This is a genomic window from Cupriavidus sp. 2TAF22 (assembly GCF_052115045.1).
GTDB lineage: Bacteria > Pseudomonadota > Gammaproteobacteria > Burkholderiales > Burkholderiaceae > Cupriavidus.
The window spans coordinates 60,340-85,097 of record NZ_JBFRFX010000012.1; the positions used below are offsets into that span (position 1 = coordinate 60,340).

Below are 24,758 nucleotides of genomic sequence, written 5' to 3' on the forward strand. Positions count from 1 at the left end.
GCCGGCGCGCCCGCCGTCCTTGCCGCGGGCCGCCGTTGTTGCCGCGGCGCGCGCGGGCGCACGGGGCGCCGCTATTTCCATCCCTACATGAAACGTATTTTCCTGCGACTGCTGATGGTCGCCGTGGTGTTTGCGATTGCCGCCGCGGGCGCCTTGGCCTGGTGGGCCAACCGCCCGCTCGACCTGCCGGCCTCGCCGGTCGAGGTGGTGATCAAGCCCAATTCCAGCGTGGCCAGCGTGGGCCGCCAGATCCAGCGCGGCGGCGTGCCGGTGGATCCGCGCCTGTTTGCCCTGCTGGTGCGGCTGAGCGGACACGGCGGGGATCTCAAGGCCGGTGGCTACGAGTTCGAGACCGGCGCCACGCCGCTGTCGATGATCGGCAAGATCGCCCGCGGCGAGGTCACGCACTATGTGCTGACCGTGATCGAAGGGTGGGAATTCCGCAAGATGCGTGCCGCCGTGGATGCCCACGCGGCGCTCAGGCACGACAGTCGCGGCCTGTCCGACGCCGAGCTGATGAAGGCCATTGGCGCGCCTGAGCCGGCGCCGGAAGGCATGTTCTTCCCGGATACCTATCTGTTCGCCCGCGGCAGCAGCGACCTGGAACTGTATCGCCACGCCTACCGCGCCATGCAGCGGCGCCTGACCGATGCCTGGAACGCCCGTGCGCCGGACCTGCCGTACAAGACGCCATACGAGGCCCTGGTCATGGCCTCCATCGTGGAGAAGGAAACCGGCCAGCCCGGCGAGCGCGCCATGATCGCCGCCGTGTTCGTCAACCGCCTCAGGAAGGGCATGATGCTGCAGACCGATCCCACCGTGATCTACGGCATGGGCGAAGCCTTCGACGGCAATATCCGCAAGCGCGATCTGCAGACCGACACCCCGTACAATACCTACACGCGTACCGGCCTGYCGCCCACCCCGATCGCCTTGCCCGGGCTGGCTTCGCTGGCCGCCGCCACCGCGCCGGCGCCGTCCGATGCGCTGTATTTCGTGGCGCGCGGCGACGGCAGCAGCCATTTCTCCAACTCGCTTCCCGAACACAACCGCGCGGTCGACAAGTACCAGCGCGGCAAATAAGTCTCTCCCCATGCGCGGAAAATTCATCACATTCGAAGGCATCGACGGTGCCGGCAAGAGCACCCACATTGAGTGGGTGGCCGAGCGCCTGCGCGCGCGCCTGGCCGGCGGCGCAGCCGTGGTCACCACGCGCGAGCCCGGCGGCACGCCACTGGGCGAGGACCTGCGGCAGATCCTCCTGCACCGCAAGATGCACCTGGAAACCGAGGCCCTGCTGATGTTTGCCTCGCGCCGCGAGCACATCGCGGAAATCATCGAACCTGCGCTGGCGCGTGGCGACTGGGTCGTCTCCGACCGCTTCACCGACGCCACCTTCGCCTATCAGGGCGGGGGCAGGGGCCTGCCGCGTGCCCGCCTCGAGGTCCTCGAGACCTGGGTGCAGGACGGCCTGCAGCCCGACCTGACCCTGCTGTTCGACGTGCCGCTGGAAACTGCCAGCGCACGCCTGGCCGGCGCCCGCGAACCCGACAAGTTCGAGGCCGAGTCGCGCGCCTTCTTCGAGCGCACACGCCAGGAATACCTGCGGCGAGCGGCGGAAGCGCCGCAGCGTTTCCGCGTGATCGACGCCACGCGGACCATTGCCGAGATTCAGGCGGAACTTGAAAACATTCTCGCAACGCTTTGATTCAGTGGCACTATCATGCCTTGCTGATATCGCAAGAAGCTGATGAAGTCCTTCACCTAACTCCCTGATTCGCATGCTTTATCCCTGGCAGACAGAAGACTGGCAACGGCTGACCGGCTTGCGCGAGCGGCTCCCGCATGCGCTGCTCATCCACGGCCAGCAAGGCATCGGCAAGCGCGACCTGGCGCTGCATTTCGCCCAGGGGCTGCTGTGCGACACGCCGCGCGCCGACGGCCAGCCGTGCGGCAGCTGCGCGGCCTGCCACTGGTTCAGCCAGGGCAACCACCCGGATTTCACCGTGGTGCGCCCCGAGGCCATGGAAGCCGCGGGCGAAGCGGAAACGGACGACAGCGGCAAGAAGAAGGCGCCAAGCAAGGTCATCCGCATGGAGCAGGTGCGCGCCCTGATCGATACCGTGGGCATTGGCACCCACCGCGCCGGCCTGCGGCTGGTGGTGGTGTATCCGCTCGATGCCCTGCAGAACGAAGGCGCCAACGCCTTGCTGAAAACGCTGGAAGAACCGCCGCCGTCGACCGTGTTCCTGCTGGTCACCGACCGGCTGGACCGCGTGTTGCCCACCATCCTGTCGCGCTGCCGCCAGTTCTCGGTGCAACGGCCGACGCCGGCCGAGGCCTTGTCCTGGCTGCGCGGGCAGGGCGTGGGCGACGCCGAGGCCCAACTCGCGCTGGCCGGCGGCTCGCCGCTGACCGCGCTGCACGCCGCCGAGGCCGAGGAACAGCCGCTGCAGCGCTGGCTGGTGGCGCAGCTCGGCGGGGGCGCCGGGTTCGATGTGCTGGGCGCGGCCGAGCACCTGCAGAAGATGCCAGTGCCCGCGGTGCTTGGCATCTTGCAGCGCTGGACGTACGATCTGCTGTCAGCATGCCTGGCGGCGGCACAGGCGCCGCGCTATTTCCCGCGCGAGCAGGCTGCGGTCGCGCGCTGCGCGCAAGCCACCGATGCGCATCGCCTGCAGGCCTTCCTGGCACGGCTGGCGAACCACCGCCGCAGCGAGAATCATCCGCTCGCCGCGCGGCTGGTGATGGAGGCGGTGTTTCTCGAGTACCGGCAGTTGTTTCGGTAGCTTGTTTCGGTAGCTGTTTCGGCAGTCGTATCGGCGTAGTCGTGTCGCTGCAATTGTCGCGCTGCAGTTGTCTCGCTGTCGTTGTCTTGCTGTAGTTGTCCAGGTCAGTCATTCCAATAAGGCCAAAAGGCCGCGGTTCGCAACAAGGGGTCAGTCATGAACACAGCAGCAGCAGGGGACCGGGGCCAAGGCGCTCCCGGCGCCGCAGGCTTGGGCGCGGCGCCGGCCGGCGCGATAGGCGCGATAGGCGCGCCGACGGTGCCGGGCGCCGCGCCGGGCGCGGCGTCGCGGCCGAACGTGCTTTCGCTCTCCATCAAGGACCAGGCGGGGCTCTACGCCGCCTATATGCCGTTCCTGCAGCGCGGCGGCGTCTTCGTGCCGAGCAACCGGCCGTTCCGGCTCGGCGAGCAGGTATTCCTCGTACTGTCACTGCTGGACCGGCCGCAGAAATACCAGATCGCGGGCCAGGTGGCCTGGATCACGCCGGTGGGCACGCCCAACAAGACGCCCGGTATCGGCATCCACCTGCCGGACGACGACAACGGCCGCAACCTGCGCCGCGCGGTGGAAGAGATCCTGGGCAAGGCCATGGAGTCCGGCCGGCCCACGCAGACGCTGTAGGCGACCGCGCCGGCATGTCAGGTGAAACATTGGCTTTCGCGTCCATGGCATTGATTTCAAGACGTTAAAGAAGAAGCAAGAGCAACGAGCATGAGTAATATCGCTTTCACGATTCGAAACGCGGAGCCGCAGGACCTGCCCGGCATCGTGGCCATCTACAACAGCACGGTCGCCTCGCGCATGGTCACGGCCGACACCGAGCCGGTCACGGTGGCATCGCGCCAGGACTGGTTCGATGCCCATCCGCCCGAGCGCCGCCCGCTGTGGGTTGCGCAGGACAGCGCAGGGCGCATGGCCGGCTGGCTCAGCTTCTCCGATTTCTACGGCCGCCCGGCCTACGGCGCCACCGCCGAGGTTTCCATCTACCTGGATGCCGACCGGCGCGGACAGGGCCTGGGCCGGCACCTGCTGGAGAAGGCCATCGGCCATGCCCCGCAGATCGGCGTGCACACCTTGCTCGGCTTCATCTTCGGCCACAACGAGCCCAGCCTGGGCCTGTTCGCCTCGCTGGGTTTCGAACGCTGGGGCAACCTGCCGCGCGTGGCCGTGCTCGACGGCGTGGAGCGCGACCTGGTCATCCTGGGCCGGCACCTGACCAAGCCGGCAGCCTAGGCAAGGCGCGAGGCGGAGCGCTTGCCGCCTCGCCTCGCGCGCGCATCGGCCGCGCTTTTCGCGCTTTCGGCTCCTTCCGCTGCTTCCGCTCCGGCGGCACCGGATGCCGCGCCGCCCGGCGCGCCGGACTCGAGCGCCGCGAGCAAGCCCAGCACGGCGGGGGCCTGTTCGTCGTCGCGCCAGATGCCGTGCAGCTCGGAGCGCCGCCCCTCCTTCGCCAGCGGCCGGCAGGCCAGGTTGGGCAGCTGCATCAGCTGCACGGATTCCGGCACCAGCGAAACACCGAAGTTCTGCGCCACCAGCGTGGCGATCGTCAGCATATGGCGCACCTCGTGCCGGATGCATGGCGTGAATCCCGCGCGCATGCACAGCGCAACGATCTTGTCGTAATACTCCGGGGCGAAATGGCGCGGGAACAGGATGAAGTCTTCCTGTCGCAATTGCCTCAGGTCGACCGCTGCATGCCCGGCCAGTACATGGCGCGAGGGCAGCAGGCAGATAAAGCGTTCGGTGTGCAGCACCCGTGCCGACAGTCCGGCCGGAATGACGCGCGGATGGGCGATGGCGATATCGATCTGCCCTCGCTGCAGCACGTCGATCTGCTCGAAGCTGTTCAGCTCGTGCACTACCACCTCGACCCCGGGCCGCGCCGTGGCAAACGCGCGCATTGCGGCGGCCAGCCGGGTCAGCAGGGCGGAACCCACGAGGCCCACGTGCACCGTGCCGGTCTCGCCCTTGGCGGCCCGGCCCGCCAGGCCCTGCGCATCGCGCGCCAGGGCCAGGATCTTGAGCGCCTCCTGGTACATGACCTTGCCCGCCGGGGTCAGCGCCACCTCCCGTGTGCTGCGTCGCAGCAACTCGAAACCCAGTGATGTTTCCAACTGCCGGATATTGAAGCTCAGCGGCGGCTGCGAGATCGAAAGGCGTTCCGCCGCCCGTCCGAAGTGCAGTTCTTCCGCGACCGCAACGAAGTAACGCAGCTGCCTGAGGTCCATGGGTGCCCGGTAGATTGATTCAATATCAATATAAATAGCGCAAAAAACGATATTGGACTAGATAACTCGCGACGCCGAGAATGATTTTCAGCCTGGCCGCCGCAGCCGTCCCCCGCGGCACTCGCGGCGCATGGCACAAAAAAAGAACCGAGGAGACCGCCATGAAGCTGAAGATCTTTGCCGTTCTGCTTTCCGTCCCCCTGCTGGTCGCCAGCGCCGCCGCCAGGGCCCAGGCTCAGCCATATCCGAGCCAGCCCATCCGCATCGTCGTGCCCTACGCGCCAGGCGGCATGACCGACGTGGTGGCGCGCGTGATCGCGCAGCGGCTCGGCGTGCGCCTGGGCCGCCCGGTGGTGGTGGAGAACCGTCCCGGCGCGGCCACCATCGTCGGCGCCGAAGTGGTGGCCGGCGCCAGCCCGGACGGCTACACGCTGCTGGCGGCCACCAATACCACGCTGACCATCAACCCCTGGCTCTATCCCAGGCTGCCCTACGATCCGCTCAAGAGCTTCGCCCCGATCGCCCTGGTCGCCAGCGCACCGAGCGTGATCGTGGTGAATCCCGGCGTGGCGGCCAGGACCGTCGGCGAGGTCGTGCAGCTGTCGCGGGCCAGGCCGGGCAGCCTGAGCTACGCCTCGTACGGCAACGGCTCGAGCGCGCACCTGGCCGGCGAGATGCTCAAGGCGCGCACCGGCATCGACCTGCTCCACGTGCCGTACAAGGGCAGCGCGCCCGCCAAGGCCGCGGTCATGGCCGGCGAAGTGTCGATGACCTTCGAACCGGCCTTTACCGGCTTGCCGCAGATCGCCGCCGGCAAGCTGCGTGCGCTTGCCGTGATGAATGCCAGCCGCTCCGCCGTGCTGCCCGACGTGCCGACCACCGCCGAGCTGGGCTATGGCGGCATCGAGATGTCGGCCTGGGTGGGGCTGGTGGCGCCGGCCGCCACGCCGCCCGCCGTGGTCCAGACGCTGGCCGGCGAGATCGAAGCCATCATGGCCGACCCTGCCGTGCGGCAGACCCTGCTGCGCAGCGGCGCCGAACCGCTGGGCTACTACCGCGAGGCCTTCGGCACGTACATCCGCGACGAGACGGCGCGCTACGGCAAGGTCATCGCCACCGCGCACATCCGCGCCGAATAAGAAACGCAATCCGAGGCGAATCACAGGAGACAAGCCAGCATGCACAAGCCGCTATCCCATATCCGCGTGCTCGACCTGACCAGGGTGCTGGCCGGGCCCTGGTGCACCCAGAACCTGGCCGACCTCGGCGCCGAGGTCATCAAGGTGGAGCGGCCCGGCGAGGGCGACGAAACGCGCGGCTGGGGGCCGCCGTGGATCCCGGCCGGGGCGGGGCAGGAGCGGCGCGATTCCACGTACTACGCGTCGGCCAACCGCGGCAAGAAGTCGGTCACGGTGGATTTTTCCAGCCCGGAGGGCCAGGCCGTGGTGCGGCGCCTGGTGGCCACCTGCGACGTGCTGGTGGAGAACTACAAGGTGGGCACGCTGGCCCGCTACGGGCTGGGCTACGAAGACCTGCGCGCGGACCACCCCGCGCTGGTCTATTGCTCGGTCACCGGCTATGGGCAGACCGGGCCGTACCGGCACCGTCCGGGCTACGACTTCGTGTTCCAGGGCATGAGCGGGCTGATGAGCCTGACCGGCGCGCCCGACGAGGCCTGCGGGCACTGCGAAGGCGGCGGCCCGCAGAAGTTCGGCGTGGCGGTGGCCGACTTGGCCACCGGGCTGTACGCCAGCCTGGCGATCACGGCAGCGCTGGCGTGGCGCGAGCGCGGTGGCCTGGGCCAGCATATCGACATGGCCTTGCTCGACTGCGCGCTCGCGCTCGGCAGCAACCAGGCCGTGGGCTACCTGACGACCGGCAAGGTGCCGCGCCGCTACGGCAATGCGCATCCCAACGCGGCGCCTTACCAGGTCTTTTCCAGCAGCGATGGCAAGCTGATCGTGGCAGTCGGCAACGACAGCCAGTTCGCCGCCTACTGCGCGGTGCTGGGCAGGCCCGAGCTGGCCGCCGACGACCGCTTCGCCCGCGTCAGCGGCCGGCTGGTCAACCGCGAGGTGCTGCTGCCCCTGCTGGCCGGTGTCATGCGCACCGACACCACCGCGGCCTGGCTCGCGCGCCTGGAGGCGGCCGGCGTGCCGTGCGGGCCGATCAACGATTTCGCGCAGGCCTACGATGACCCGCAGGTCCGCGAGCGCGGCGTGCGGGTGGACCTGCCGCTGGCTTTCGGCGGCACCTGTCCCAGCGTGGCCAGTCCGATGCGCTTCTCCGCCACGCCGCTGGACCACCGCGTGGGGCCGCCCATGCTCGGCGAGCACACCGACGCGGTGCTGGCCGAATGCCTCGGCATGGGCGCGCACGAGCTTGCGCGCCTGCGCGGCGCCGGCGTGATCTGAAGCGCGCCGCGCCGGACCCGCCGATCCCTGAATCCTTTTTCTTGCCGGAGACCCCGATGCCGTTCCAAGCCCGCTACGCCGAATTCACCAGTCCGCGCCCGGCCGATGCCGGAACCAGTTCCCGCCACCTGGCGCCCGACTGCGCCGGCCTGGATTTCCTGGCGCTCGATCGCGGCCTGCAGGACCTGCTCGCGCTATACCTGCCGGGCGCCGAGCACCGGCACCTGCTGCCGCATTTCCAGCGCATGGGCCAGTTGGCCGGCGGGCGCCTGAACACGTTGGCCAGCGTGGCCGACAAGCACGGTCCGGTACTGCACGCGCGCACGCGCTGGGGCGAGGATCACGACTGGATCGAATACCACCCGGCCTATCAGGAGATGGAGCACATCGCCTTCGGCGATTTCCAGTTCCACGCCATGAGCCACCGCGCCGGCGTGCTGGGCTGGGACGCGCCGCTGTCGCCGGTGGCGAAGTATGCCTTCCAGTACCTCTTCGTCCAGTCCGAGTTCGGCCAGATGTGCCCCATCAGCGTGACCGACACTTCGGTCCACCTGATCCGCAAGTTCGGCAGCCCGGCGCTGCAGCAGCAGTTGCTGCCGCGCATGCTGGCGGCCGATCCGGCGGCACTGTGGAAGGGCACGCAGTTCATGACCGAGAAGGCCGGCGGCTCGGACGTGGGCGCCATCGAGACGGTGGCCCGCGAGGAGGGCGGCCACTGGCGGCTGTACGGCGAGAAGTGGTTCTGCTCGCATGCCGACGCGGACGTGGTCCTGCTGCTGGCGCGGCCCGAAGGCGCGCCGGCCGGCACGCGCGGACTGGGGCTGTTCGCCCTGCCGCGCCGGCTGGAGGACGGCAGCCGCAACGCCTATCGCATCGTGCGCCTCAAGGACAAGCTGGGCACCCGCTCGATGGCCAGCGGCGAGGTCAGGCTCGAAGGCGCGCTGGCCTATCCGGTCGGCGCGCTCGACCAGGGCCTCAAGCAGATGATGGAGCAGGTCAACCTGTCGCGCCTGTCGCACGCGGTGCGCGCCGCCGCCATGATGCGCCGCTGCCTGAACGAGGCGTTGCAGGCGGCGCGGCACCGCAGCGCGTTCGGGCGCGAGGTGATCGGGCATCCGCTGCTGCGCCGCCAACTACTCAAGCTGATGGTGCCTGCCGAAGCCGCCTTGTCGATGTCCATGGCCACCGCCGACGCCATGCGGCGTGCCGGCGAGGGCGACGCCACCGCGCACCAGGCGGTGCGGTTGCTGACGCCGCTGATCAAGCTGCGCGCCTGCCGCGACAATATCGCGGTGGCCACCGGCGCGATGGAGGTGCGCGGCGGCAACGGCTATATCGAGGATTTCGTCAACGCGCGGCTGGTGCGCGATGCCCATATCGGCGTGCTGTGGGAGGGCACCAGCAATATCAACGCGCTGGACGCCATCCGTCGCGCCGTGGGCAAGGAGCGCGCGCACCGCGCGCTGCAGACATTGCTGGTGGCGCGCCTGGAACAAGCCGAGATGCCCGCGCCGCTGCGGCAGGCCTTGTGGCAGGCCTGGCAGCGCGCCGCCGCGCTGGCCGAGGCGGTGGCTGCCGCAGACGCGCACGAGGCCGATACCCGGCGCGCCGCCAGCGCGCTCTATTACGCCAGTGCTGCCATCCTGATGGCCTGGGAAGGCGGCCAGCCAGGCACCGATGCGCGCCGGCTGCTGCTGGCCCACGCGCTGCTGCGGCACCGCCTGCAGCCGGCGGATCCGCTGGCCGCCCCGGGCGCGGCCGGGGCGGCGGGCGAGTCCGCCTGCGGCGACCTGCTGCTGGGGAGCGCGCCGGTCACGCCCGCGCAAGCCAGCGCCGCCATCGCGCTGGCCGTCTGAGGCGGGACGCCCGGCAGCGGGCTGCCGGGATGCGACCGGATACAATGTCAGGTGGCGCCGCCCCAGGCCGAATGGCGGCGCCGATTTCCGGATACCGTCCCCATGTTTGTCGATTCCCACTGCCATCTAGATTTCCCCGACCTGGTCGCGCGCCTGCCCGAACTGCTGGACAATATGCGGGCCAACCAGGTCACGCATGCGCTGTGCATCTCGGTCACGCTGGAAGATTTCCCGAAGGTGCTGGCGCTGGCCGAGCAGCACCCGCATCTCTATGCCTCGGTCGGCGTGCATCCCGACTACGAAGAGGGCGAAGATCCCACTCTCGAGCGCCTGCTGGCGCTTTCCGCGCATCCGCGCGTGGTCGGCACCGGTGAAACCGGGCTTGACTACTACCGTCTCAACGGCCGCAGCATCGCCGACATGGAGTGGCAGCGCGAGCGTTTCCGCACGCATATCCGTGCCGCGCGCCAGACCGGCAAGCCACTCATCATCCATACACGCTCTTCCGCGGACGACACGCTGCGCCTGATGCGCGAGGAAGACGCGGGCGCCGTCGGCGGCGTGATGCACTGCTTTACCGAAACCTGGGAGATCGCGCGGCAAGCGCTGGACGAGGGCTTCCATGTCTCGTTCTCCGGCATCGTGACCTTCAAGAACGCGGTGGAGTTGCAGGAAACCGCGCGCAAGGTGCCGCTGGACCGCATGCTGATCGAGACCGATTCGCCCTACCTGGCGCCGGTGCCGTACCGCGGCAAGACCAACCAGCCCGCCTGGGTGCGCCATGTGGGCGAGTTCATCGCCAATCTGCGCGGCATGCCGGTGGAAGCACTGGCGGAACAAACCACGGAAAACTTCTTCCGTCTTTTCAAGCATATAGACAGGAATGCTCATGCTTAACATGAAATACATCCGGTGCCTGGCCGCTGCCGCCGTCCTGCTGGCGGGCAATGCGGCATGGGCGGCACCGGTGGACGACCTGCGCAAGGCGGTCGAGTTCGACGACGCCAATACCGCACAGAAACTGCTGGCGCGCGGGGTCGGTCCCAACCTGGTCGATGCCAAGGGCAATCCGATGCTGGTGGTGGCCCTGCGCGAGAAGTCGCTGAAGGTGGCGGCGGTGCTGATCCGCGCCAAGAACATCGATTTCGACAAGGCCAACGCCGCCGGCGAGACCCCGCTGATGATGGCCAGCCTGCAGAACGAGTTCGACATGGTCAAGCTGATGGTCGACCAGATGGAGGTCGAGATCAACAAGACCGGCTGGACGCCGCTGCACTACGCGGCAACCAACGGCAACAACGAGATCGTCAAATACCTGGTCGACCACGCGGCCTATATCGATGCCGAAAGCCCCAACGGCAGCACGCCGCTGATGATGGCGGCACGCGGCGGCCATATCGAGACGGTGAAGCTGCTGCTGGACGAGGGGGCGGACATGCGCCTGCGCAACCAGCAGGGCATGACGGTGATCGATTTCGCCGAGCGCTATCACCAGGCGGAGATCGCCAGCGGGCTGAAGGCGCGCTGGCAGAAGCTGTATCCGCAGACGCCGATGGGCGCCCAGGCGCCGCAGAAGGGCTGGAACTGAGGGGCTGGGACTAAGGGGCTGGAACCGAGCGCCGGCCTCCGGTTGCCCGGCCTATGCGTCGTCGGCCAGCCGGACGCCGGTGAATTGCCAGCGCTGGTGCGGGTAGAAGAAATTGCGGTAGCTCGCGCGGATATGCGATTCCGGCGTCACGCATGAGCCGCCGCGCAGCACCATCTGGCTGCACATGAACTTGCCGTTGTACTCCCCGACCGCGCCGGCGCTCGGCCGGAAGCCCGGATAGGGCTGGAAGCCGCTGGCGGTCCATTCCCACACGTCGCCGAACATCTGGCGCAATGCCCCGGCCGTGTTCTGGCGGTCAGGCAGCGGGCGCAGCACGCGGCCTTCGACAAAGTTGCCGGTGGCCGGCAGGTTGCGCGCGGCGTGCTCCCATTCGGCTTCGGTCGGCAGGCGCCGCTCGGCCCAGCGCGCGAAGGCGTCGGCCTCGTAGAAGCTGATATGCGTGACGGGGCTGTCCGGGTCCACCGGCTGCATGCCGCGCAGGCTCATCTGCCACCATGTGCCTTCCCGTTCTTCCCAGTACAGGGGCGCTTCGATCCCCTGTTCGGTCACCCAGCGCCAGCCGTCGGACAGCCACAGCCCGGCGGTGCGGTAGGCGCCGTCTTCGATGAACTCGAACCATTGCCGGTTGCAGACCGGATGTGAGCACAGCTGGTAGGGCTGCAGCAGCACGTTGTGGCGCGGTCCCTCGCAATCGAAGGCGAAGCCGTCTGCGTCATGGCCGATGGCGACCACGCCGCCGGCAAAGCGGATCCACTCCGCCGCCGGCCGCGGATCGGCGATCACCGGCGCCAGCAGTTCGGGGGCAAAGGCCGGCTTGAGCGGGTTCTGCGCGAACAGGTGCAGGATGTCCGTCAACAGCAGTTCCTGGTGCTGTTGTTCGTGGTTCAGGCCAAGCTCGATCAGGGCCGCCTCGGCATCGGTCTGCGCATGCATCAGCAGGCCGAGCATGGCCTCGTCGACCGCCTCGCGATAGGCCAGCACCTCGTCCAGCGAGGGCCGCGTCAGCAGGCCGCGGCGCGGCCGGGGATGGCGCGCGCCGACCGCTTCGTAGTAGGAGTTGAAGAGATACCGGTAGCGTTCGTCGACGGGCTCATAGTCGGGGATGCGGGCCGCCAGCACGAATTCCTCGAAGAACCAGGTGGTATGCGCCAGATGCCATTTGGCCGGGCTGGCGTCGTCCATCGACTGCACGGTGGCGTCGGCGTCGGTCAGGTCGGCCACCATCGCCTCTGTCGCTTCGCGCACATGGCGATACCGTCCGAGCAGGGCGGGTTCGTGCGGAGGATGCAGGGCGCTGGCAGGCAGCAGGGCAGAAGACATGCGGGCTCCCGGATCGGACTTGGCATCTGCCGCGGGTGCCGCTCGCGCAAGCGGTCGGCCGTGGCGTGTGGGTGAGGCAGGTCAATGCCCGGGCCGAGCTGCGTGGCGCTGCGAGCGTGTCCCTGGAAGGATCCGCACGCGAACGGCGTGCGTCCGGAACCATGATAGACCCGATCGCGCAGCGGGCATAGCCGGCGCGTGCCTACTAAAGAGGGGGAAGCGCAGCAGCTGACACGGCGGCGGGATCGGCGCGATCGGCGGGACAGGGCTGGCCGAACAGGCCGGTGATCACTTGCCCCACCTCGGCCTGCATCGCCGCGACGGCGCCGGCGCTGCCGGACAGATGGGCCAGCAGGCATTGCTGGAACAGGCCGTCGAGCACGGCATAGGCCGCCGCCGGCGACAGGCTGGCCGGCGTGCCGGAGAGCGCCGAAAAGCGGCTGACGATGCGCCAGGTCATGTCCTGCAGGCTCTTGTCGATCTCCGCCACGTCCGCCCTGAACGCTTGCTCGAACAGTGACTGGGCGCGCAGGTCGTACCAGAGCCGGTGCATATGGGCTTCGTCGCGCAAGGTGCTGCCGAGGATCTCCAGGAAGCCTGCCATGAGGCCGCCGTAGCTGCTTGCTTCGGCCAGCACGCGATCATAGCGCGTGACGCAGCGGGCCTTGTACTGGCGCACGCTGCAGACGATCAGGTCGGTCTTGTCGTTGAAGTAGTAATGCAGCACGCCATGCGAGAACTCCGAGTTCTGCGCGATCTCGCGCAGGCTCGTGCGTGCGTAGCCCAGCGTGGCCAGGGTTGCCAGGGCGGCTTCACCCAGTTCGGCACGGCGTTCGGCGAACTTGTCGATGCGCTTGCGCGGCACGCGCTGCGCGCTTTTTTCCTGTGTGGACGGCATGGTCTGATGCTTGCCCGGCAAAGTGTTCACGAAGCATAGCACGGCGCTTTTCGGCATTACGTACTGCACAGCAAAAAACTTGACACTTGACCAATAAAAACTTGACGAGTGTCAAGACGATTTCTAGCATGAAGTCTCCATCCGCAATCAAAAAACCAGACAGGAGACAGCGATGGCTAGATTCGACCTCACGAGGCGCAAGGCCCTGGTGACCGGGGGCGCGCGCGGTATTGGCGCAGGTATTGCAGAAGCGCTGGCCGGCGCCGGCGCGGCCGTGATGATCGGCGACCTGCTCGCCGACCTGGGGCGCGAGACCGCGGCCCGGATTGCCGCGTCGGGCGCCAAGGCCAGCTTCGTGCCGCTGGACGTGACCAGGGAGGAGAGCTGGATCGAGGCGGTCGCCGCCACCGGCCACGCGCTCGGCGGCTTCGACATCCTGGTCAACAACGCGGGCATCGAGATTACCTCGCTGGTGGCGGATATCGACGCTGCCAGCCTGCGCCGCATGTTCGACGTCAACGTGATCGGCACCGCGCTGGGCATCAAGCACGCTTTTCGCGCCATGCGCCCGCAGGGCGCCGGCCAGTCGGGTCCAGGCGCGCAGGCAGGCAAGGGCGGGGCCATCGTCAATATTTCTTCGGTCGCCGCCACCATCGCGTTCCCGGCCATCGCCGGTTACTCGGCCAGCAAGTCAGCGGTGGACCGCCTCACGCGCGTGGCCGCGCTGGAGTCCGGCAAGCTCGGCTACGGCGTGCGGGTCAACTGCGTCTACCCCGGCCTGGTGCCGACCCAGATGGGCATGCAACTCGCCGACGACCTCGTCGCCGCGGGCTTCTGGCCGACGGCCGAGGCGGCCGTGACCGAGGTGATCGGCCAGACCCCGCTGGCGCGCCTGGGCGAGGTCACCGACATGGCCGACGCCGTGGTCTTCCTGTGCTCCGATGCCGCGCGCTTTATCACTGGCGCGGGCCTGCCGGTCGATGGCGGCATGGGCATGTAGCGCGCGGGGCCGGGGCAGGAGGGCAGGAGGGCAGGAGGGCAGGACAAGCGATAACCAGGCAAGCGAGAACCAGGCAAGAAAACAGGAGACACATCATGAGCAAGAAGAAACCCGTCGTGGTCTACGGCGCTTCGGGCTACACCGGACGGCTGGTATGCGAATACCTGCGCGAATTCAACGTGCCTTTCATCGCCGCGGGGCGCGACGCGGCGCGCGTGCAGGCGGTGATGGACCGGATCCCGGGCATCGAGACCGCAGACTACGAAGTGGCCGAGGTGGATCACGACGCGGCCGCGCTGGCCGAGTTGTTCCACGGCGCCAGGGTGGTCTGCAATATGGTCGGGCCGTTCATCAAGTTCGGCGGCGAGGTGGCGCAGGCCTGCCTGTCGGCCGGTTGCCACTACATGGACACCACCGGCGAGCAGGACTGGCTGCTGGATGCGCAGGCGCGCTTCGGCGCCGCCTTCCAGGAAAAGGGCCTGCTGCTGTCGCCGGGCCTGGCGCAGATGTACACCACCGGCGAGATCGCCGCCAATATCTGCCTGGAAATGCCGGGGCTCGACACGCTCGACATCCTGGTGCTGTGGAAGGGCTTCCCCACCTATGCGTCCACCCAGACCATCTTCACCATCCTCAAGGCCAAGTGGTACCACCTGGTCAACAACCAGTATGTCGAATGGGCGCCCGGCACCAGCTTCGAGGTGAACGTCCCCGGCCAGCACGAAAGCGCGCTGGCGCTGCCATGGGGCGGCACCTCCCATCCGGTCTGGTTCAAGGACGATCCGCGCGTGGCCAACTGCAAGGTGGCCGGCGGCGTGTTCTCGCGCGAAGTCATGAAGGGCGTGATCGCGACCGCGCAGATGGTGGAAGAGAAGATCAAGGTGCTGCCGCTGGACCAGCAGGAAGCCGCGCTGGCGGACATCGCGGCGTCGGTGCAGGCCGGCATGCCGCCGCGCGAGAACCCGCGACTGAACAACTCGCTCGATTCGGTCTATGCATCCGGGCCGCTCGGGCGCGCGCACTGCGTGATCCACGGCAACTGCAATTACAAGCAGACCGGCCTGCTGCAGGCCTATGCCGCGTACTCGCTGCTGCAACAGGCGCCACGGCGGGCGGGGCTGGCCTCCGGCTGCCAGGCCTTCGGGCACCGCGAATTGCTGGGCGTGCTCAAGAGCTTCGGGCTGGTGATGGAACCGGTGCTGACGGTTCATCGCTAGCACGGCCTGCGCCGGGGCCGGCGGGCCCCGGCATTCCCTCTCGCGGAGAACCGCATGCGTTTGATCGACTACCTGGACAAGGGCGCGTCGCTGGATCCCGCCGCGCCCTGCCTGACCATGGGCGAGGCACGGCTGTCCTACGCCGACGTGCAGCAATTCAGCAACCGTGTTGCGCGCGCCTTGCAGCGCAACGGTATCCGGCCGGGCGAGAAGGTGGCGGTGCTGTCGTCGAACGACGCCAGCGCCTTTGCCTGCGTATTCGGCCTGTCGCGCGCCGCGGCGGTCTGGTGCCCGGTCAACCCGCGCAACGAAGCGACCGAAAACCGCTACGTGCTCGACGCCTTCGATTGCGCCTGCCTGATCTTCCATAGCGACTACGCGCCACTGGTGGCGCAACTGCGCGCCGACCTGCCCAAGCTGCGCGAAGTGGTGTGCCTGGACCGCGCCCAGCCATTCGCGCCCTCACTGGAACAATGGCTGGCGGGCTGCTCCGGCGAGCCGCTGGAGCAGCCCGCGGCGGATGACCTCGTCATGATCGCCGGCACCGGTGGCACCACCGGCAAGCCCAAGGGCGTGATGCTGTCCGGCCGCAACCTCGAGGCCATGTCCGCGCTGACCCTGATGGGCTATCCGTTCCGCGGGCGGCCCGTCTACCTGGCGCTGGCGCCGCTGACCCATGCGGCCGGCGTGCTGTGCCTGCCGGTCATGGCGCTAGGCGGAGAGGTCGTGATCATGCCGAAGCCGGACCTCGGCGAATTCCTCCGCCTGGTCGCGCTGCGCCGCGTGACCCATACCTTCCTGCCGCCCACGCTGATCTACATGCTGCTGCAGCATCCGGACTTGCCTGCGGCCACGCTCGATTCGCTGCAGTGCTTCTGGTACGGCGCGGCGCCGATGTCGGCCGCGCGTCTGGAAGAGGCGCTGCAGCGCCTTGGCCCGGTCATGGCCCAGCTGTTCGGCCAGACCGAGGCGCCGATGATGGTCTCGATGATGTCGCCGGCCGAGCATTTCAATGCCGACGGCTCGGTGGCCCGCCACCGCCTGGCTTGCGCCGGGAGGCCGGGCCCGCTGGTGCAGGTGGGCATCATGGACCCGGACGGGCGGCTGCTGCCCGCCGGCCAGGGCGGCGAGATCGTGGTGCGCGGGTCRCTGGTGATGATGGGCTACTACAAGGATCCGGCAGCCACGCAGGAAGCGTCGCGCCATGGCTGGCACCACACCGGCGATATCGGCTACCTGGACGCGGACGGCTTCCTCTATATCGTCGACCGCGCCAAGGACATGATCATATCGGGTGGCTTCAACGTCTACTCCACCGAGGTGGAACAGGTCCTGATGCAGCATCCCGACGTGCAGGACAGCGCGGTGGTAGGCCTGCCCGACGAGAAATGGGGCGAGCGCGTGGTGGCCGTGTTGCAGCTCCATCCCGGCCGGCAGGTGGACGGCGACGAGATCAAGGCCTTTGCCAAGGCGCGCATCGGCAGCGTGAAGGCGCCCAAGCAGATCGAAATCTGGCCTGACCTGCCGCGCTCCAAGGTTGGCAAGGTGCTGAAAAAGGACATCCGGGCCAGGCTGCTGGAGGATCCGCACTAGCACTGGCACTACCACTGGCACTAGCACTAGCGCCATGCCGATGCCCGCAATGAAAAACTCCCGCCGGCGGCAATCGCGGGCGGGAGTCTGGCCGTGCGCCTGTGCCGGGCGGCGCAATGCCGCCTGGAGGGCGATCAGGCTGCCAGGGCGGCGGCGTCGTTCAGTGCTGCCACTTCGGTGCGGGCCGACACCAGGGCGGCTTCGCGGGCGTCGGGGCCGAAGGCCAGGCCGTGGGCGCGCACGTAGGTGATGTCGGTGATGCCGAGGAAGCGGAACACGACGTCCACGGTCTGCTCATGCAGGTCCAGGGCGGATGCATCCGCGCGCACGCCGCCGCGCGACGAGACCACGATCACGCGCTTGCCGCCGGCCAGGCCTTCCGGGCCCTTCTCGGTGTAGCGGAAGGTGCGGCCGGCCTGGGCGATGCGGTCGATCCACGACTTGAGCTGGCTGGGAATGCCGAAGTTGTACTGCGGCACGCCTACCACCAGCACGTCGGCTTCCAGGAATTCCTTCAGGAAGGCTTCGGTGCGTTGCAGTTCGGCTTCCTGCACGGCGTTCAGGCCGTCCTTCGGGCCGCCCAGCACCGGCAGCAGCGCGCCGGACAGGTGGGCGGGGGCGTCTTGGTCCAGGTCGCGCACGGTCAGGCTGGCGGCGGGGTTCTTGGCGCGCAGATCGGCCACGACCTGTGCGGTCAGGCTACGGGAAGCGGAATGGCCGCCAAGTACGCTCGAGTCGATTTGCAGGATGTTCATGTTCAGCTCCACTGGGGAATTTGTGTTTCGGGGTTAGGTGAAGCAAAAGATAGCGGTCTGCCATTGATGCCGGTAGTGGTGCAAAATAGAACTTATTGTTCCAAGGGCAGAACACCTGGCTAAGCAACTCCAGCCGGTGGCCCCGGCCCGTTACCCGAAAGGCAGTCCGATGCAAGACCTGAACGATCTTTCGCTGTTTGCCCAGGTAGTCCAGCACGGCAGTTTTTCCGCTGCCAGCCGTGCCAGCGGCGTGCCGAAATCGCGCCTGAGCCGGCGCATTGCGCAGCTCGAGCGCGAGCTGGGCGTGCAATTGCTGCGGCGGACCACCCGCCAGGTGCGCGTGACGCCCATCGGCGAGGCCTATTACGAGCGCTGCCGGGCCATGCTGGCTGAGGCGGAAGCGGCACACGAGGTGATCGAGCAAGCGCGCGAACAACCTGGCGGCACCTTGCGCGTGAGCTGCCCGGTGGCCATCGCGCAAAGCTTGCTGGCGCCGGAGATCGGCCGCTTCATGCAGGCCAATCCCGGCGTGCGGGTGGAGATCGAAGCCACCAACCGGCGCGTGGACGTGATCGGCGAAGGCTTCGACCTGGCGCTGCGCGTGCGCGATGTCATGGACGATTCCTCGCTGGTGGTGCGCACCTATGGCGAGAGCCCGCTGATGCTGGTGGCCAGCCCCACGCTGCTGGACAGCATCGGCCGGCCCCGCACCCCCCAGGCGCTCGACGGCATGCCCGGCGTGAACCAGAAGCCGCACGACGGCAAACACGTATGGACGCTGAGCTGCGACAGCGGCCAGGCCTTGCACATCGCCTACGATCCGCGCCTGATCACCGATGAATTCGCACTGCTGCGCGAGGCCGCCATCGCCGGCGTCGGGGTGGCCATGCTGCCCCGCATGTTCTGCCGCGAAGCCATCGAGAGCGGCGAGCTGGAGGTGCTGCTGCCGCAATGGATCATGCCGGTCGGCACCTTGCACGCGGTATTCCCCTCGCGCAAAGGCATGCCACCGGCGCTGCGGCGCTTCCTCGATTTTCTCTCCGAGATCCTGCCGGAGACCGCGCGCAAGGCCGGCATGCAGTTGCGCCAGCCGGGCATGCACCGGCCGATTGGCCAGGCCTGACAGCGCCTGCCCGGCGCGCGGCCACCGTGCCGTGACGCGTGCGCGCAACTTGTGGCTTTACCTTCACGGCGGCGCGCACTAAGGTACAGATGCGCGCCCCGCGTGGAGCGAAAGGCGCATCGGCCACCGGCCGGCGTCCCGGTTCTCCGGGCGCTTTCCGGGCGTTTCGACCGGACAAGACCGGACAAGACCGGACAAGGAGTGACGACCATGAGCGGTACTCAGGCAACCCAGGACCTCGGCAAGGCGATACTGCGCATCGTGCTCGGCGCGCTGATTCTCTTCCACGGCGTCGCCAAGCTGATCAACGGCCCCGGTTTCGTCACGCAGATGGTGGCGCAGGCGGGCCTGCCGCCGGCCGTCGCATACCTGGTCTATATCGGCGAAGTGGTGGCGCCGATCCTCCTGATCATTGGCCTGTGGACGCGCATCGCGGCGCTGATCGTGGCCGTCAACATGCTGGTGGCGGTGGCGCTGGTGCATACCAAGCAGCTCGGCCTGATCAACGACACCGGCGGCTGGGCGGTGGAGCTGCAGGCACTGTACCTGGCCAGCGCACTTGCGGTGCTGCTGCTGGGCGCCGGGCGCATGAGCGTGGGCGGTATCGCCGGGCGCTGGAACTAGCGCCCGCCCGGGCCCGCCGGCGCGCCTCCTCAGGTGGCCCAGCGGCCCAGGGCCTCGGCCACGAACATATCGGGCGGCAGCGCCGGCGACCACAGATAGCCCTGGCCGAGGTCGCAGCCCAGCGCCTGCAGCGCATCGCGCTGCGCGGGCGTCTCGATGCCTTCGGCCACGCACTCCAGCTTGAGATCGCGCGCCAGGTTGATGATATTGCGGCAGATCGCCGCGCGCTGGCTGTTGCCCGGCACCGCTACCACGAAGGAGCGGTCCAGCTTGACCTGCGTGAAGGGCAGGTCGGCCAGCAGCTTCAGGGTGGCGATGCCCACGCCGAAATCGTCGATCGCCACGCCGTAGCCGAGCAGCCGCAGGCGGTTCAGCGCGATCGACAAGGCGCGCGTGTCGTGTACCGGATAGCCTTCGGTCAGCTCGATGATCAGCAACTGGCGCGGCATGCCGCTCGCTTCCACCATGGCATCGAAGGCATCCAGCACGCCAGGCCGGCACAGCGTCTGCGCCGATGCATTGATGCTCAGCGCGATGCGTACGCCGCGCGCGAGCAATTGCCGTTGCACCGCCAGGCACTGCTGGCCCGCCAGCTGGAAAATCGCATCCGCCTCGCCCAGCGTTTCCAGCCGCGGGATAAACAGGTCGGGCCGGATCAGGCCCAGCGAGGGATGGCGCCAGCGGCAGAGCGCCTCGGCTCCCGCCAGCTTGCCGCTGACGATATGGAACTGCGGCTGCAGCATGATGAAGATGGCGCCGGACGTGCGCAGCGCGGCCAGCAGCTCGGCATCGTCTGGCTGGTTCTGCGCGGCCACCGGCGCCGCGGCGGTCAGGTCGCGCGCCAGCACGTCCTGCAGGATCTCTTCCAGCACCACGGCGGAGATCGGCTTGCGCACGGCCCGCACATGGGCAAGCCCGACCGAATCCGCCAGGCTCACGTGGGAATCGATGATGTCGTCTTCCAGCGCCGACACCCATACCCACAGCGGCTGCGCCCCCACGAAGGCGTGGTCCGCACGCCGGGTCAGCTCGTCCATCATGGCCGGCCCGTTGAGGCCCGGCATTTCGATATCGCACAGCACCAGGTCGAACTTGCGCGCAGCCAGCAGGTCCAGCGCGACGCGGCCGTCGGCTGCGCCATGGACGTCGGTGACACCCAGCTGCGTCAGCAACTGCTCTGCCGCCAGCAGCTGGAATGGGTGGTCATCGACCACCAGGGCCGACAGTCCGGCATAGCGTGTCTGCATGATTGGCTCGGCGGCGGGAGCGCCAGGGTTCGGCTTCGATTGGGTCAGGCCGCGCCTCCGGCAATCGGGGCGGGCGTCGCGCCATAGTAGCTCACATGCCGCGCGGCGGGCATGCCGTCGTGCGCGCCGTTACCGCCGCGCCCGGCGAACAAGCCAGTGCGCGCCGCCACAGAAATGCGGGTATTCCGCCACGGTAGCCAAGTTGCGCGGTGCCACGGCGTCCAGACCCGCTACAATCGCTGCCCGAGGTATTTGATGATGGCGTTTCCATAATGGGTTTTGGCTGGTTCGGATTTTCGACCTTGTGGCTGCTGCCGCTGCTGTGGCGCATGGTGACGCGCCTGCTCGCCGGCGAGCGCCGCTTCTTCAGTGGACGCGGAACGCTGCGCGTCTGGGTGGGCACGGTGATCGTGCTGTGCGCGAGCGCGTCGCTGGAGGCGCTCACGGGCGCCGCGGGCGAGGGCGGCATGGCGGCAAGCACGTCGGGAGGCGGCGCCGGGCGCGCGCTCGGCGGGCTGCTGAGCGGCATGCTCGGCTGGAGCGTCAGCTTGCTGATCATGCTGGGGGTGTTGGCACTGGCCGCTCCCATGGTCTTCGGCGAGACCTGGCGAAGCCTGTTCTCGCGCAAGCCGCAGGTGGCCGAACCGGAAGAGGAAGATTTCGCACCGGTCCGTACCCCGGCACGCGCGCCGGCCCGGGGCGCGCGCGAGCCTGACAGCTGGGAGACGACGCATCTGGGCGCCACCCATTCCGCCATCCCGGGCGCGGTCGACTACGTGCCGCGCCACAAGGGCATCGAGGCGGTTTCGGCACGGCGCCAGCCGGTCTGGCAACCGCCCACGCGTACCCGCAATTCCCCGCCGCAACCGGGCGAGATCTGGCTGCAGCAGGCCGCACCGCCGGGCCCGGTCACGCCCGAACCGGTGGCGCCGGTGCCGCCGCCGGTGGCCGCGCGGGCACCCTCCCGGCCAGCCCAGGAACGCCCGGCCAGCCAGCCGCAGGATGCCACGCGGGCTGCCGGGCGCGCGGCCGCGGTAGCGCAGGCGCGCGCCGCCGTCGGCTTGCCCGTTGCCGCGGCACCCCGCGCGACCGTGGTCAGCAGCCCGTTCCGCCAGCCGAACGCCGCGCAGCGCGCGGCCATCACGACCCTGCCCGAAGCCGCGCAGGCGCGCCGCCCGGAGCCGGCCGGCGCAGCAGCGGCTGCGGCGTCCCCGCCCGCGGCCGAGCCCGCCGCGGCCGGCATCGCGCAAACAACCGCGCAGTCCGCGGCGGCCCCCGAACACGAACCGTTGGCCGCCAGGTCTGACGTCATCGCCCAGCCGCAAGCGCAGTCGGCCGCGGAAGCCGCCACCGAGACGCCCGAGGCCGATGTCCTGGTGGCCGATGCCCCGGCCACGGCCCCCGAAACGCTGCAGCCGGTGGCTGTGCTGTCCGCGGAGGATGTGGCCATTCCACCCGCTGCTGCCGCCGCCGGCGCCGGCATCGGCGTCGAGACGCATGATGTGACGCTGGAACAGATCCGCCAGGAGGCGGAGACGCTGCTGGCCGAACTGAAGGCGCTGGCTGCCGGCCGGCAAGCGGCGCCGCAGGCGGACGCAGGGGCGGATGCGCCGGTGGCCGGGACGGTCGGGCAAGCCGGGATAGTTGAGCAAGCCGACCTGGCCGAACAGGTCGAGGCCCGAACGCCTGGCGCCACCGATAGCGACGCCGCACCGGATACCGCCGGTATTCAGGCCGCGCAGCCGGCGATCGCCGAAGCGGCTCCGGCTGCGTTGCGCGAGCCCATCCTGCTCGCTGACGCATTGGAGGCGCCCGCCGCGGACGAGCCGGAGGCGATAGCCGGGACGGAGACCGGCACGGAGACTGGCACGGAAGAGGGCGCCGACAGCGTGCTCGATGCCAACCTGCTGGTCGAGCATCGCGGCGAGAGCATCGCGGCGGCTGCAACTGCCGCCATCGCGCAAAGCGTTGCCGTGGCCGCCGGCCAGATGGCGTCCGAGGCAGACCGGGCCGGTCCGCAAGCGCAGCCGGAAGTGGAGCCGGAGGTGGAGCCGGAAGTAGAGCCAGAAGCAGGGCTGCATGTTGCCGACGATGCGGGAGCCCGGGCAGGGGCCGAGTCTGGAGCGGGGACGGATATCGATGCCGATGCCGCTACGGATGCAGGTGCCGGCGCCGGGCCGGAGGGTCATGTTGTCCACGCACCCGAAATCACCGAATCCGAACAAGAAGTCGTAGCCGAAGCCGTAGCCGTAGCCGAAGCCGAAGCCGAAGCCGAAGCCGAAGCCGAAGCCGAAGCCGAAGCCGTAGCGCAGCCCGAGCCGGCGCCGGAAATGGAAACGGCCGCGGCCGCGCCCGCGCCCGCTCCACAGCCCGGGACGGCTCCCGCCGCCCCCACGCCGAAGCCCCGTATCGTACTGCCCGCCGTGGTCGGCAAGACCGTGCCGCTGGCCCCCGCTGCACCGGCGCTGCCGCCCGCGCAGGCCATCGCCGTCACGCCTGCGCCCGCCCGCATCGCCGACTACCGCCTGCCGCCGCTGGCGCTGCTGGAGGCCGCCTCGTCCGATGTCGAGCAGGTCAGCGAAGAACGCCTGCAGGAAACCGGCAACCTGATCGCGCAGCGCCTGGCCGAGTTCAAGGTGCCGGTGTCGGTGGTCGGCGCCTCGGCCGGCCCGGTGATCACGCGCTTCGAGGTGGACCCCGCGATGGGTGTGCGCGGCGCGCAGGTGGTCGGCCTGATGAAGGACCTCGCGCGCGCGCTGGGGGTGACCTCCATCCGCGTGGTGGAAACCATTCCCGGCAAGACCTGCATGGGCCTGGAACTGCCCAATGCGCGGCGCCAGATGATCCGCCTGTCCGAGATCGTGGCGGCTTCGTCCTTCCTCGCGCACAATTCGCACCTGGTGCTGGCGATGGGCAAGGACATCACGGGCAATCCCGTGCTGACGGACCTGGCGCGCGCGCCGCACCTGCTGGTGGCCGGCACCACCGGCTCGGGCAAGTCGGTGGCGGTCAATGCCATGATCCTGTCGCTGCTCTACAAGGCCACGCCGGACGATGTGCGCCTGATCATGATCGACCCCAAGATGCTGGAGCTGTCGGTCTACGAAGGCATCCCGCACTTGCTCGCGCCGGTGGTCACCGACATGAAGCAGGCCGCGCACGCGCTCAACTGGTGCGTGGGCGAGATGGAAAAACGCTACCGCCTGATGTCCGCGCTGGGCGTGCGCAACCTGGCCGGCTTCAACCAGAAGATCCGCACCGCCGAGGCCGCGGGCGAGCACGTGCCCAACCCGTTCTCGCTCACGCCGGACGCGCCCGAGCCGCTGCGCAAGCTGCCGCTGATCGTGGTGGTGATCGACGAACTGGCCGACCTGATGATGGTGGCCGGCAAGAAGATCGAGGAACTGATCGCCCGCCTGGCGCAGAAGGCGCGCGCGGCCGGCATCCACCTGATCCTCGCCACGCAGCGGCCTTCGGTGGACGTCATCACCGGCCTGATCAAGGCTAATATCCCGACCCGCGTGGCCTTCCAGGTCTCGTCCAAGATCGACTCGCGCACCATCCTCGACCAGATGGGCGCGGAGAGCCTGCTGGGGCAGGGCGACATGCTGTTCCTGCCGCCCGGCACCGGCTACCCGCAGCGCGTGCACGGCGCTTTCGTGGCCGACGAGGAAGTGCACCGCGTGGTCGAGCACTGGAAGCAGTTCGGCGAGCCTGACTACGACGAAGCGATCCTCGCCGGCGACCCGGGCGAGGCCGCGGCCGCCGACCTGTTCGGCGAAGGCGGTGGCGATATCGAGGCAGATCCGCTCTACGACGAAGCCGCGGCCTTCGTGCTCAATACGCGGCGCGCGTCGATCTCCGCCGTGCAGCGCCAGCTGCGCATCGGCTACAACCGCGCGGCGCGCCTGATCGAGCAGATGGAAGTGGCGGGCCTGGTCTCGCCGATGGGCCGCAACGGCGCGCGCGACGTGCTCGCGCCAGGCTCCGGCGACTAGACCGCGGCGGGGTCGGGGCCGGGGTTTGCGGCGCCGATCCCGCCTTGCCGGGCTGCCGGCATGCAAGAAGACGCACATCCCGTGCGC

At 68.9% G+C, this 24,758-nt stretch carries 21 protein-coding genes; 16 read left to right on the forward strand and 5 right to left on the reverse strand.

Annotated features, from left to right (window positions below):
• Positions 1–87 precede the first annotated feature (87 nt).
• The 5 genes from mltG (at position 88) to AB4Z48_RS15950 (ending at position 4,022) form a co-directional block, all read left to right on the forward strand.
• On the forward strand, positions 88–1,083 hold the full coding sequence (mltG, locus tag AB4Z48_RS15930) for an endolytic transglycosylase MltG (RefSeq protein ID WP_441615545.1): 996 nt from the start codon (positions 88–90) through the stop codon (positions 1,081–1,083).
• A gap of 10 nt (positions 1,084–1,093) precedes the next feature.
• The gene (gene tmk / locus AB4Z48_RS15935; RefSeq protein ID WP_441615547.1) at positions 1,094–1,708 is read left to right on the forward strand and encodes a dTMP kinase; all 615 of its coding nucleotides are present in this window, start codon (positions 1,094–1,096) and stop codon (positions 1,706–1,708) included.
• A gap of 73 nt (positions 1,709–1,781) precedes the next feature.
• Entirely contained in the window at positions 1,782–2,789 is a 1,008-nt protein-coding gene (locus AB4Z48_RS15940) for a DNA polymerase III subunit delta' (RefSeq protein WP_441615549.1), read from the forward strand.
• Positions 2,790–2,945: 156 nt separating this feature from the next.
• Entirely contained in the window at positions 2,946–3,410 is a 465-nt protein-coding gene (locus tag AB4Z48_RS15945; protein ID WP_441615551.1) for a PilZ domain-containing protein, read from the forward strand.
• Positions 3,411–3,500: 90 nt separating this feature from the next.
• Positions 3,501–4,022 carry a GNAT family N-acetyltransferase gene (locus AB4Z48_RS15950; protein ID WP_441615553.1) on the forward strand — a complete coding sequence of 174 codons (522 nt, stop codon included), beginning with the start codon at positions 3,501–3,503 and terminating at the stop codon, positions 4,020–4,022.
• On the opposite strand, the gene AB4Z48_RS15955 is transcribed toward AB4Z48_RS15950, so the two are convergent.
• Positions 4,019–5,017 (reverse strand): LysR family transcriptional regulator, encoded by a 999-nt coding sequence (locus AB4Z48_RS15955; RefSeq protein WP_441615555.1) that lies wholly within the window; start codon positions 5,015–5,017, stop codon positions 4,019–4,021. The two genes, AB4Z48_RS15950 and AB4Z48_RS15955, sit on opposite strands and share 4 nt — an antisense overlap.
• Positions 5,018–5,178: 161 nt before the next feature.
• Here AB4Z48_RS15955 and AB4Z48_RS15960 point away from each other — a divergent pair, with 161 nt between their 5' ends.
• From AB4Z48_RS15960 to AB4Z48_RS15980, 5 genes are all read left to right on the forward strand, one after another.
• Positions 5,179–6,156 carry a tripartite tricarboxylate transporter substrate binding protein gene (locus AB4Z48_RS15960; RefSeq protein WP_441615557.1) on the forward strand — a complete coding sequence of 326 codons (978 nt, stop codon included), beginning with the start codon at positions 5,179–5,181 and terminating at the stop codon, positions 6,154–6,156.
• A 39-nt stretch (positions 6,157–6,195) separates the two neighbouring features.
• Positions 6,196–7,431, forward strand: coding sequence for a CaiB/BaiF CoA transferase family protein (locus tag AB4Z48_RS15965; RefSeq protein ID WP_441615559.1), 1,236 nt, complete (start codon positions 6,196–6,198; stop codon positions 7,429–7,431).
• Positions 7,432–7,487: 56 nt separating this feature from the next.
• Positions 7,488–9,287 (forward strand): acyl-CoA dehydrogenase family protein, encoded by a 1,800-nt coding sequence (locus AB4Z48_RS15970; RefSeq protein WP_441615560.1) that lies wholly within the window; start codon positions 7,488–7,490, stop codon positions 9,285–9,287.
• Between the two features lie 102 nt (positions 9,288–9,389).
• Positions 9,390–10,184, forward strand: a complete 795-nt coding sequence (locus AB4Z48_RS15975) for a TatD family hydrolase (protein WP_441615562.1) — start codon at positions 9,390–9,392, stop codon at positions 10,182–10,184.
• The gene (locus AB4Z48_RS15980) at positions 10,177–10,875 is read left to right on the forward strand and encodes an ankyrin repeat domain-containing protein (protein ID WP_441615564.1); all 699 of its coding nucleotides are present in this window, start codon (positions 10,177–10,179) and stop codon (positions 10,873–10,875) included. The genes AB4Z48_RS15975 and AB4Z48_RS15980 overlap by 8 nt, the downstream gene beginning before the upstream one ends.
• Positions 10,876–10,926: 51 nt before the next feature.
• On the opposite strand, the gene egtB is transcribed toward AB4Z48_RS15980, so the two are convergent.
• Both egtB and AB4Z48_RS15990 read right to left on the reverse strand, forming a co-directional pair.
• Positions 10,927–12,216: an ergothioneine biosynthesis protein EgtB gene (gene egtB, locus AB4Z48_RS15985; RefSeq protein ID WP_441615566.1), complete on the reverse strand. Its 1,290-nt coding sequence runs from the start codon at positions 12,214–12,216 to the stop codon at positions 10,927–10,929.
• Between the two features lie 205 nt (positions 12,217–12,421).
• Positions 12,422–13,114, reverse strand: coding sequence for a TetR/AcrR family transcriptional regulator (locus AB4Z48_RS15990; protein ID WP_441615568.1), 693 nt, complete (start codon positions 13,112–13,114; stop codon positions 12,422–12,424).
• A 172-nt stretch (positions 13,115–13,286) separates the two neighbouring features.
• Between AB4Z48_RS15990 and AB4Z48_RS15995 the strand changes: the two genes are divergently transcribed.
• From AB4Z48_RS15995 to AB4Z48_RS16005, 3 genes are all read left to right on the forward strand, one after another.
• The gene (locus tag AB4Z48_RS15995) at positions 13,287–14,114 is read left to right on the forward strand and encodes an SDR family NAD(P)-dependent oxidoreductase (RefSeq protein ID WP_441615570.1); all 828 of its coding nucleotides are present in this window, start codon (positions 13,287–13,289) and stop codon (positions 14,112–14,114) included.
• Positions 14,115–14,209: 95 nt separating this feature from the next.
• The gene (locus AB4Z48_RS16000; RefSeq protein WP_441615571.1) at positions 14,210–15,331 is read left to right on the forward strand and encodes a DUF5938 domain-containing protein; all 1,122 of its coding nucleotides are present in this window, start codon (positions 14,210–14,212) and stop codon (positions 15,329–15,331) included.
• Positions 15,332–15,385: 54 nt separating this feature from the next.
• On the forward strand, positions 15,386–16,924 hold the full coding sequence (locus AB4Z48_RS16005) for an acyl-CoA synthetase (protein ID WP_441615573.1): 1,539 nt from the start codon (positions 15,386–15,388) through the stop codon (positions 16,922–16,924).
• A 134-nt stretch (positions 16,925–17,058) separates the two neighbouring features.
• On the opposite strand, the gene AB4Z48_RS16010 is transcribed toward AB4Z48_RS16005, so the two are convergent.
• A complete protein-coding gene (locus tag AB4Z48_RS16010; protein WP_441615575.1) occupies positions 17,059–17,679 on the reverse strand; it encodes an FMN-dependent NADH-azoreductase in 621 nt (206 codons plus the stop codon).
• Positions 17,680–17,848: 169 nt separating this feature from the next.
• Between AB4Z48_RS16010 and AB4Z48_RS16015 the strand changes: the two genes are divergently transcribed.
• Together AB4Z48_RS16015 and AB4Z48_RS16020 are read left to right on the forward strand one after the other, a co-directional pair.
• Positions 17,849–18,802 carry a LysR substrate-binding domain-containing protein gene (locus AB4Z48_RS16015; RefSeq protein WP_441615577.1) on the forward strand — a complete coding sequence of 318 codons (954 nt, stop codon included), beginning with the start codon at positions 17,849–17,851 and terminating at the stop codon, positions 18,800–18,802.
• A 210-nt stretch (positions 18,803–19,012) separates the two neighbouring features.
• Positions 19,013–19,426, forward strand: a complete 414-nt coding sequence (locus tag AB4Z48_RS16020; protein WP_441615579.1) for a DoxX family protein — start codon at positions 19,013–19,015, stop codon at positions 19,424–19,426.
• A gap of 29 nt (positions 19,427–19,455) precedes the next feature.
• On the opposite strand, the gene AB4Z48_RS16025 is transcribed toward AB4Z48_RS16020, so the two are convergent.
• Positions 19,456–20,673: an EAL domain-containing response regulator gene (locus AB4Z48_RS16025; RefSeq protein ID WP_441615581.1), complete on the reverse strand. Its 1,218-nt coding sequence runs from the start codon at positions 20,671–20,673 to the stop codon at positions 19,456–19,458.
• Positions 20,674–20,945: 272 nt separating this feature from the next.
• Here AB4Z48_RS16025 and AB4Z48_RS16030 point away from each other — a divergent pair, with 272 nt between their 5' ends.
• Positions 20,946–24,671 (forward strand): DNA translocase FtsK 4TM domain-containing protein, encoded by a 3,726-nt coding sequence (locus AB4Z48_RS16030; protein ID WP_441615583.1) that lies wholly within the window; start codon positions 20,946–20,948, stop codon positions 24,669–24,671.
• The last annotated feature ends 87 nt before the right edge of the window (positions 24,672–24,758 follow it).

What these genes read in the sequence shown, in the direction of transcription:
- tmk (WP_441615547.1), top strand. Translation starts at nt 1,094, where the DNA reads ATGCGCGGAAAATTCATCACATTCGAAGGCATCGACGGTGCCGGCAAG.
- AB4Z48_RS15940 (WP_441615549.1), top strand. Translation starts at nt 1,782, where the DNA reads ATGCTTTATCCCTGGCAGACAGAAGACTGGCAACGGCTGACCGGCTTG.
- AB4Z48_RS15945 (WP_441615551.1), top strand. Translation starts at nt 2,946, where the DNA reads ATGAACACAGCAGCAGCAGGGGACCGGGGCCAAGGCGCTCCCGGCGCC.
- AB4Z48_RS15950 (WP_441615553.1), top strand. Translation starts at nt 3,501, where the DNA reads ATGAGTAATATCGCTTTCACGATTCGAAACGCGGAGCCGCAGGACCTG.
- AB4Z48_RS15955 (WP_441615555.1), bottom strand. Translation starts at nt 5,017, where the DNA reads ATGGACCTCAGGCAGCTGCGTTACTTCGTTGCGGTCGCGGAAGAACTG.
- AB4Z48_RS15960 (WP_441615557.1), top strand. Translation starts at nt 5,179, where the DNA reads ATGAAGCTGAAGATCTTTGCCGTTCTGCTTTCCGTCCCCCTGCTGGTC.
- AB4Z48_RS15965 (WP_441615559.1), top strand. Translation starts at nt 6,196, where the DNA reads ATGCACAAGCCGCTATCCCATATCCGCGTGCTCGACCTGACCAGGGTG.
- AB4Z48_RS15970 (WP_441615560.1), top strand. Translation starts at nt 7,488, where the DNA reads ATGCCGTTCCAAGCCCGCTACGCCGAATTCACCAGTCCGCGCCCGGCC.
- AB4Z48_RS15975 (WP_441615562.1), top strand. Translation starts at nt 9,390, where the DNA reads ATGTTTGTCGATTCCCACTGCCATCTAGATTTCCCCGACCTGGTCGCG.
- AB4Z48_RS15980 (WP_441615564.1), top strand. Translation starts at nt 10,177, where the DNA reads ATGCTTAACATGAAATACATCCGGTGCCTGGCCGCTGCCGCCGTCCTG.
- egtB (WP_441615566.1), bottom strand. Translation starts at nt 12,216, where the DNA reads ATGTCTTCTGCCCTGCTGCCTGCCAGCGCCCTGCATCCTCCGCACGAA.
- AB4Z48_RS15990 (WP_441615568.1), bottom strand. Translation starts at nt 13,114, where the DNA reads ATGCCGTCCACACAGGAAAAAAGCGCGCAGCGCGTGCCGCGCAAGCGC.
- AB4Z48_RS15995 (WP_441615570.1), top strand. Translation starts at nt 13,287, where the DNA reads ATGGCTAGATTCGACCTCACGAGGCGCAAGGCCCTGGTGACCGGGGGC.
- AB4Z48_RS16000 (WP_441615571.1), top strand. Translation starts at nt 14,210, where the DNA reads ATGAGCAAGAAGAAACCCGTCGTGGTCTACGGCGCTTCGGGCTACACC.
- AB4Z48_RS16010 (WP_441615575.1), bottom strand. Translation starts at nt 17,679, where the DNA reads ATGAACATCCTGCAAATCGACTCGAGCGTACTTGGCGGCCATTCCGCT.
- AB4Z48_RS16015 (WP_441615577.1), top strand. Translation starts at nt 17,849, where the DNA reads ATGCAAGACCTGAACGATCTTTCGCTGTTTGCCCAGGTAGTCCAGCAC.
- AB4Z48_RS16020 (WP_441615579.1), top strand. Translation starts at nt 19,013, where the DNA reads ATGAGCGGTACTCAGGCAACCCAGGACCTCGGCAAGGCGATACTGCGC.
- AB4Z48_RS16025 (WP_441615581.1), bottom strand. Translation starts at nt 20,673, where the DNA reads ATGCAGACACGCTATGCCGGACTGTCGGCCCTGGTGGTCGATGACCAC.
- AB4Z48_RS16030 (WP_441615583.1), top strand. Translation starts at nt 20,946, where the DNA reads ATGGGTTTTGGCTGGTTCGGATTTTCGACCTTGTGGCTGCTGCCGCTG.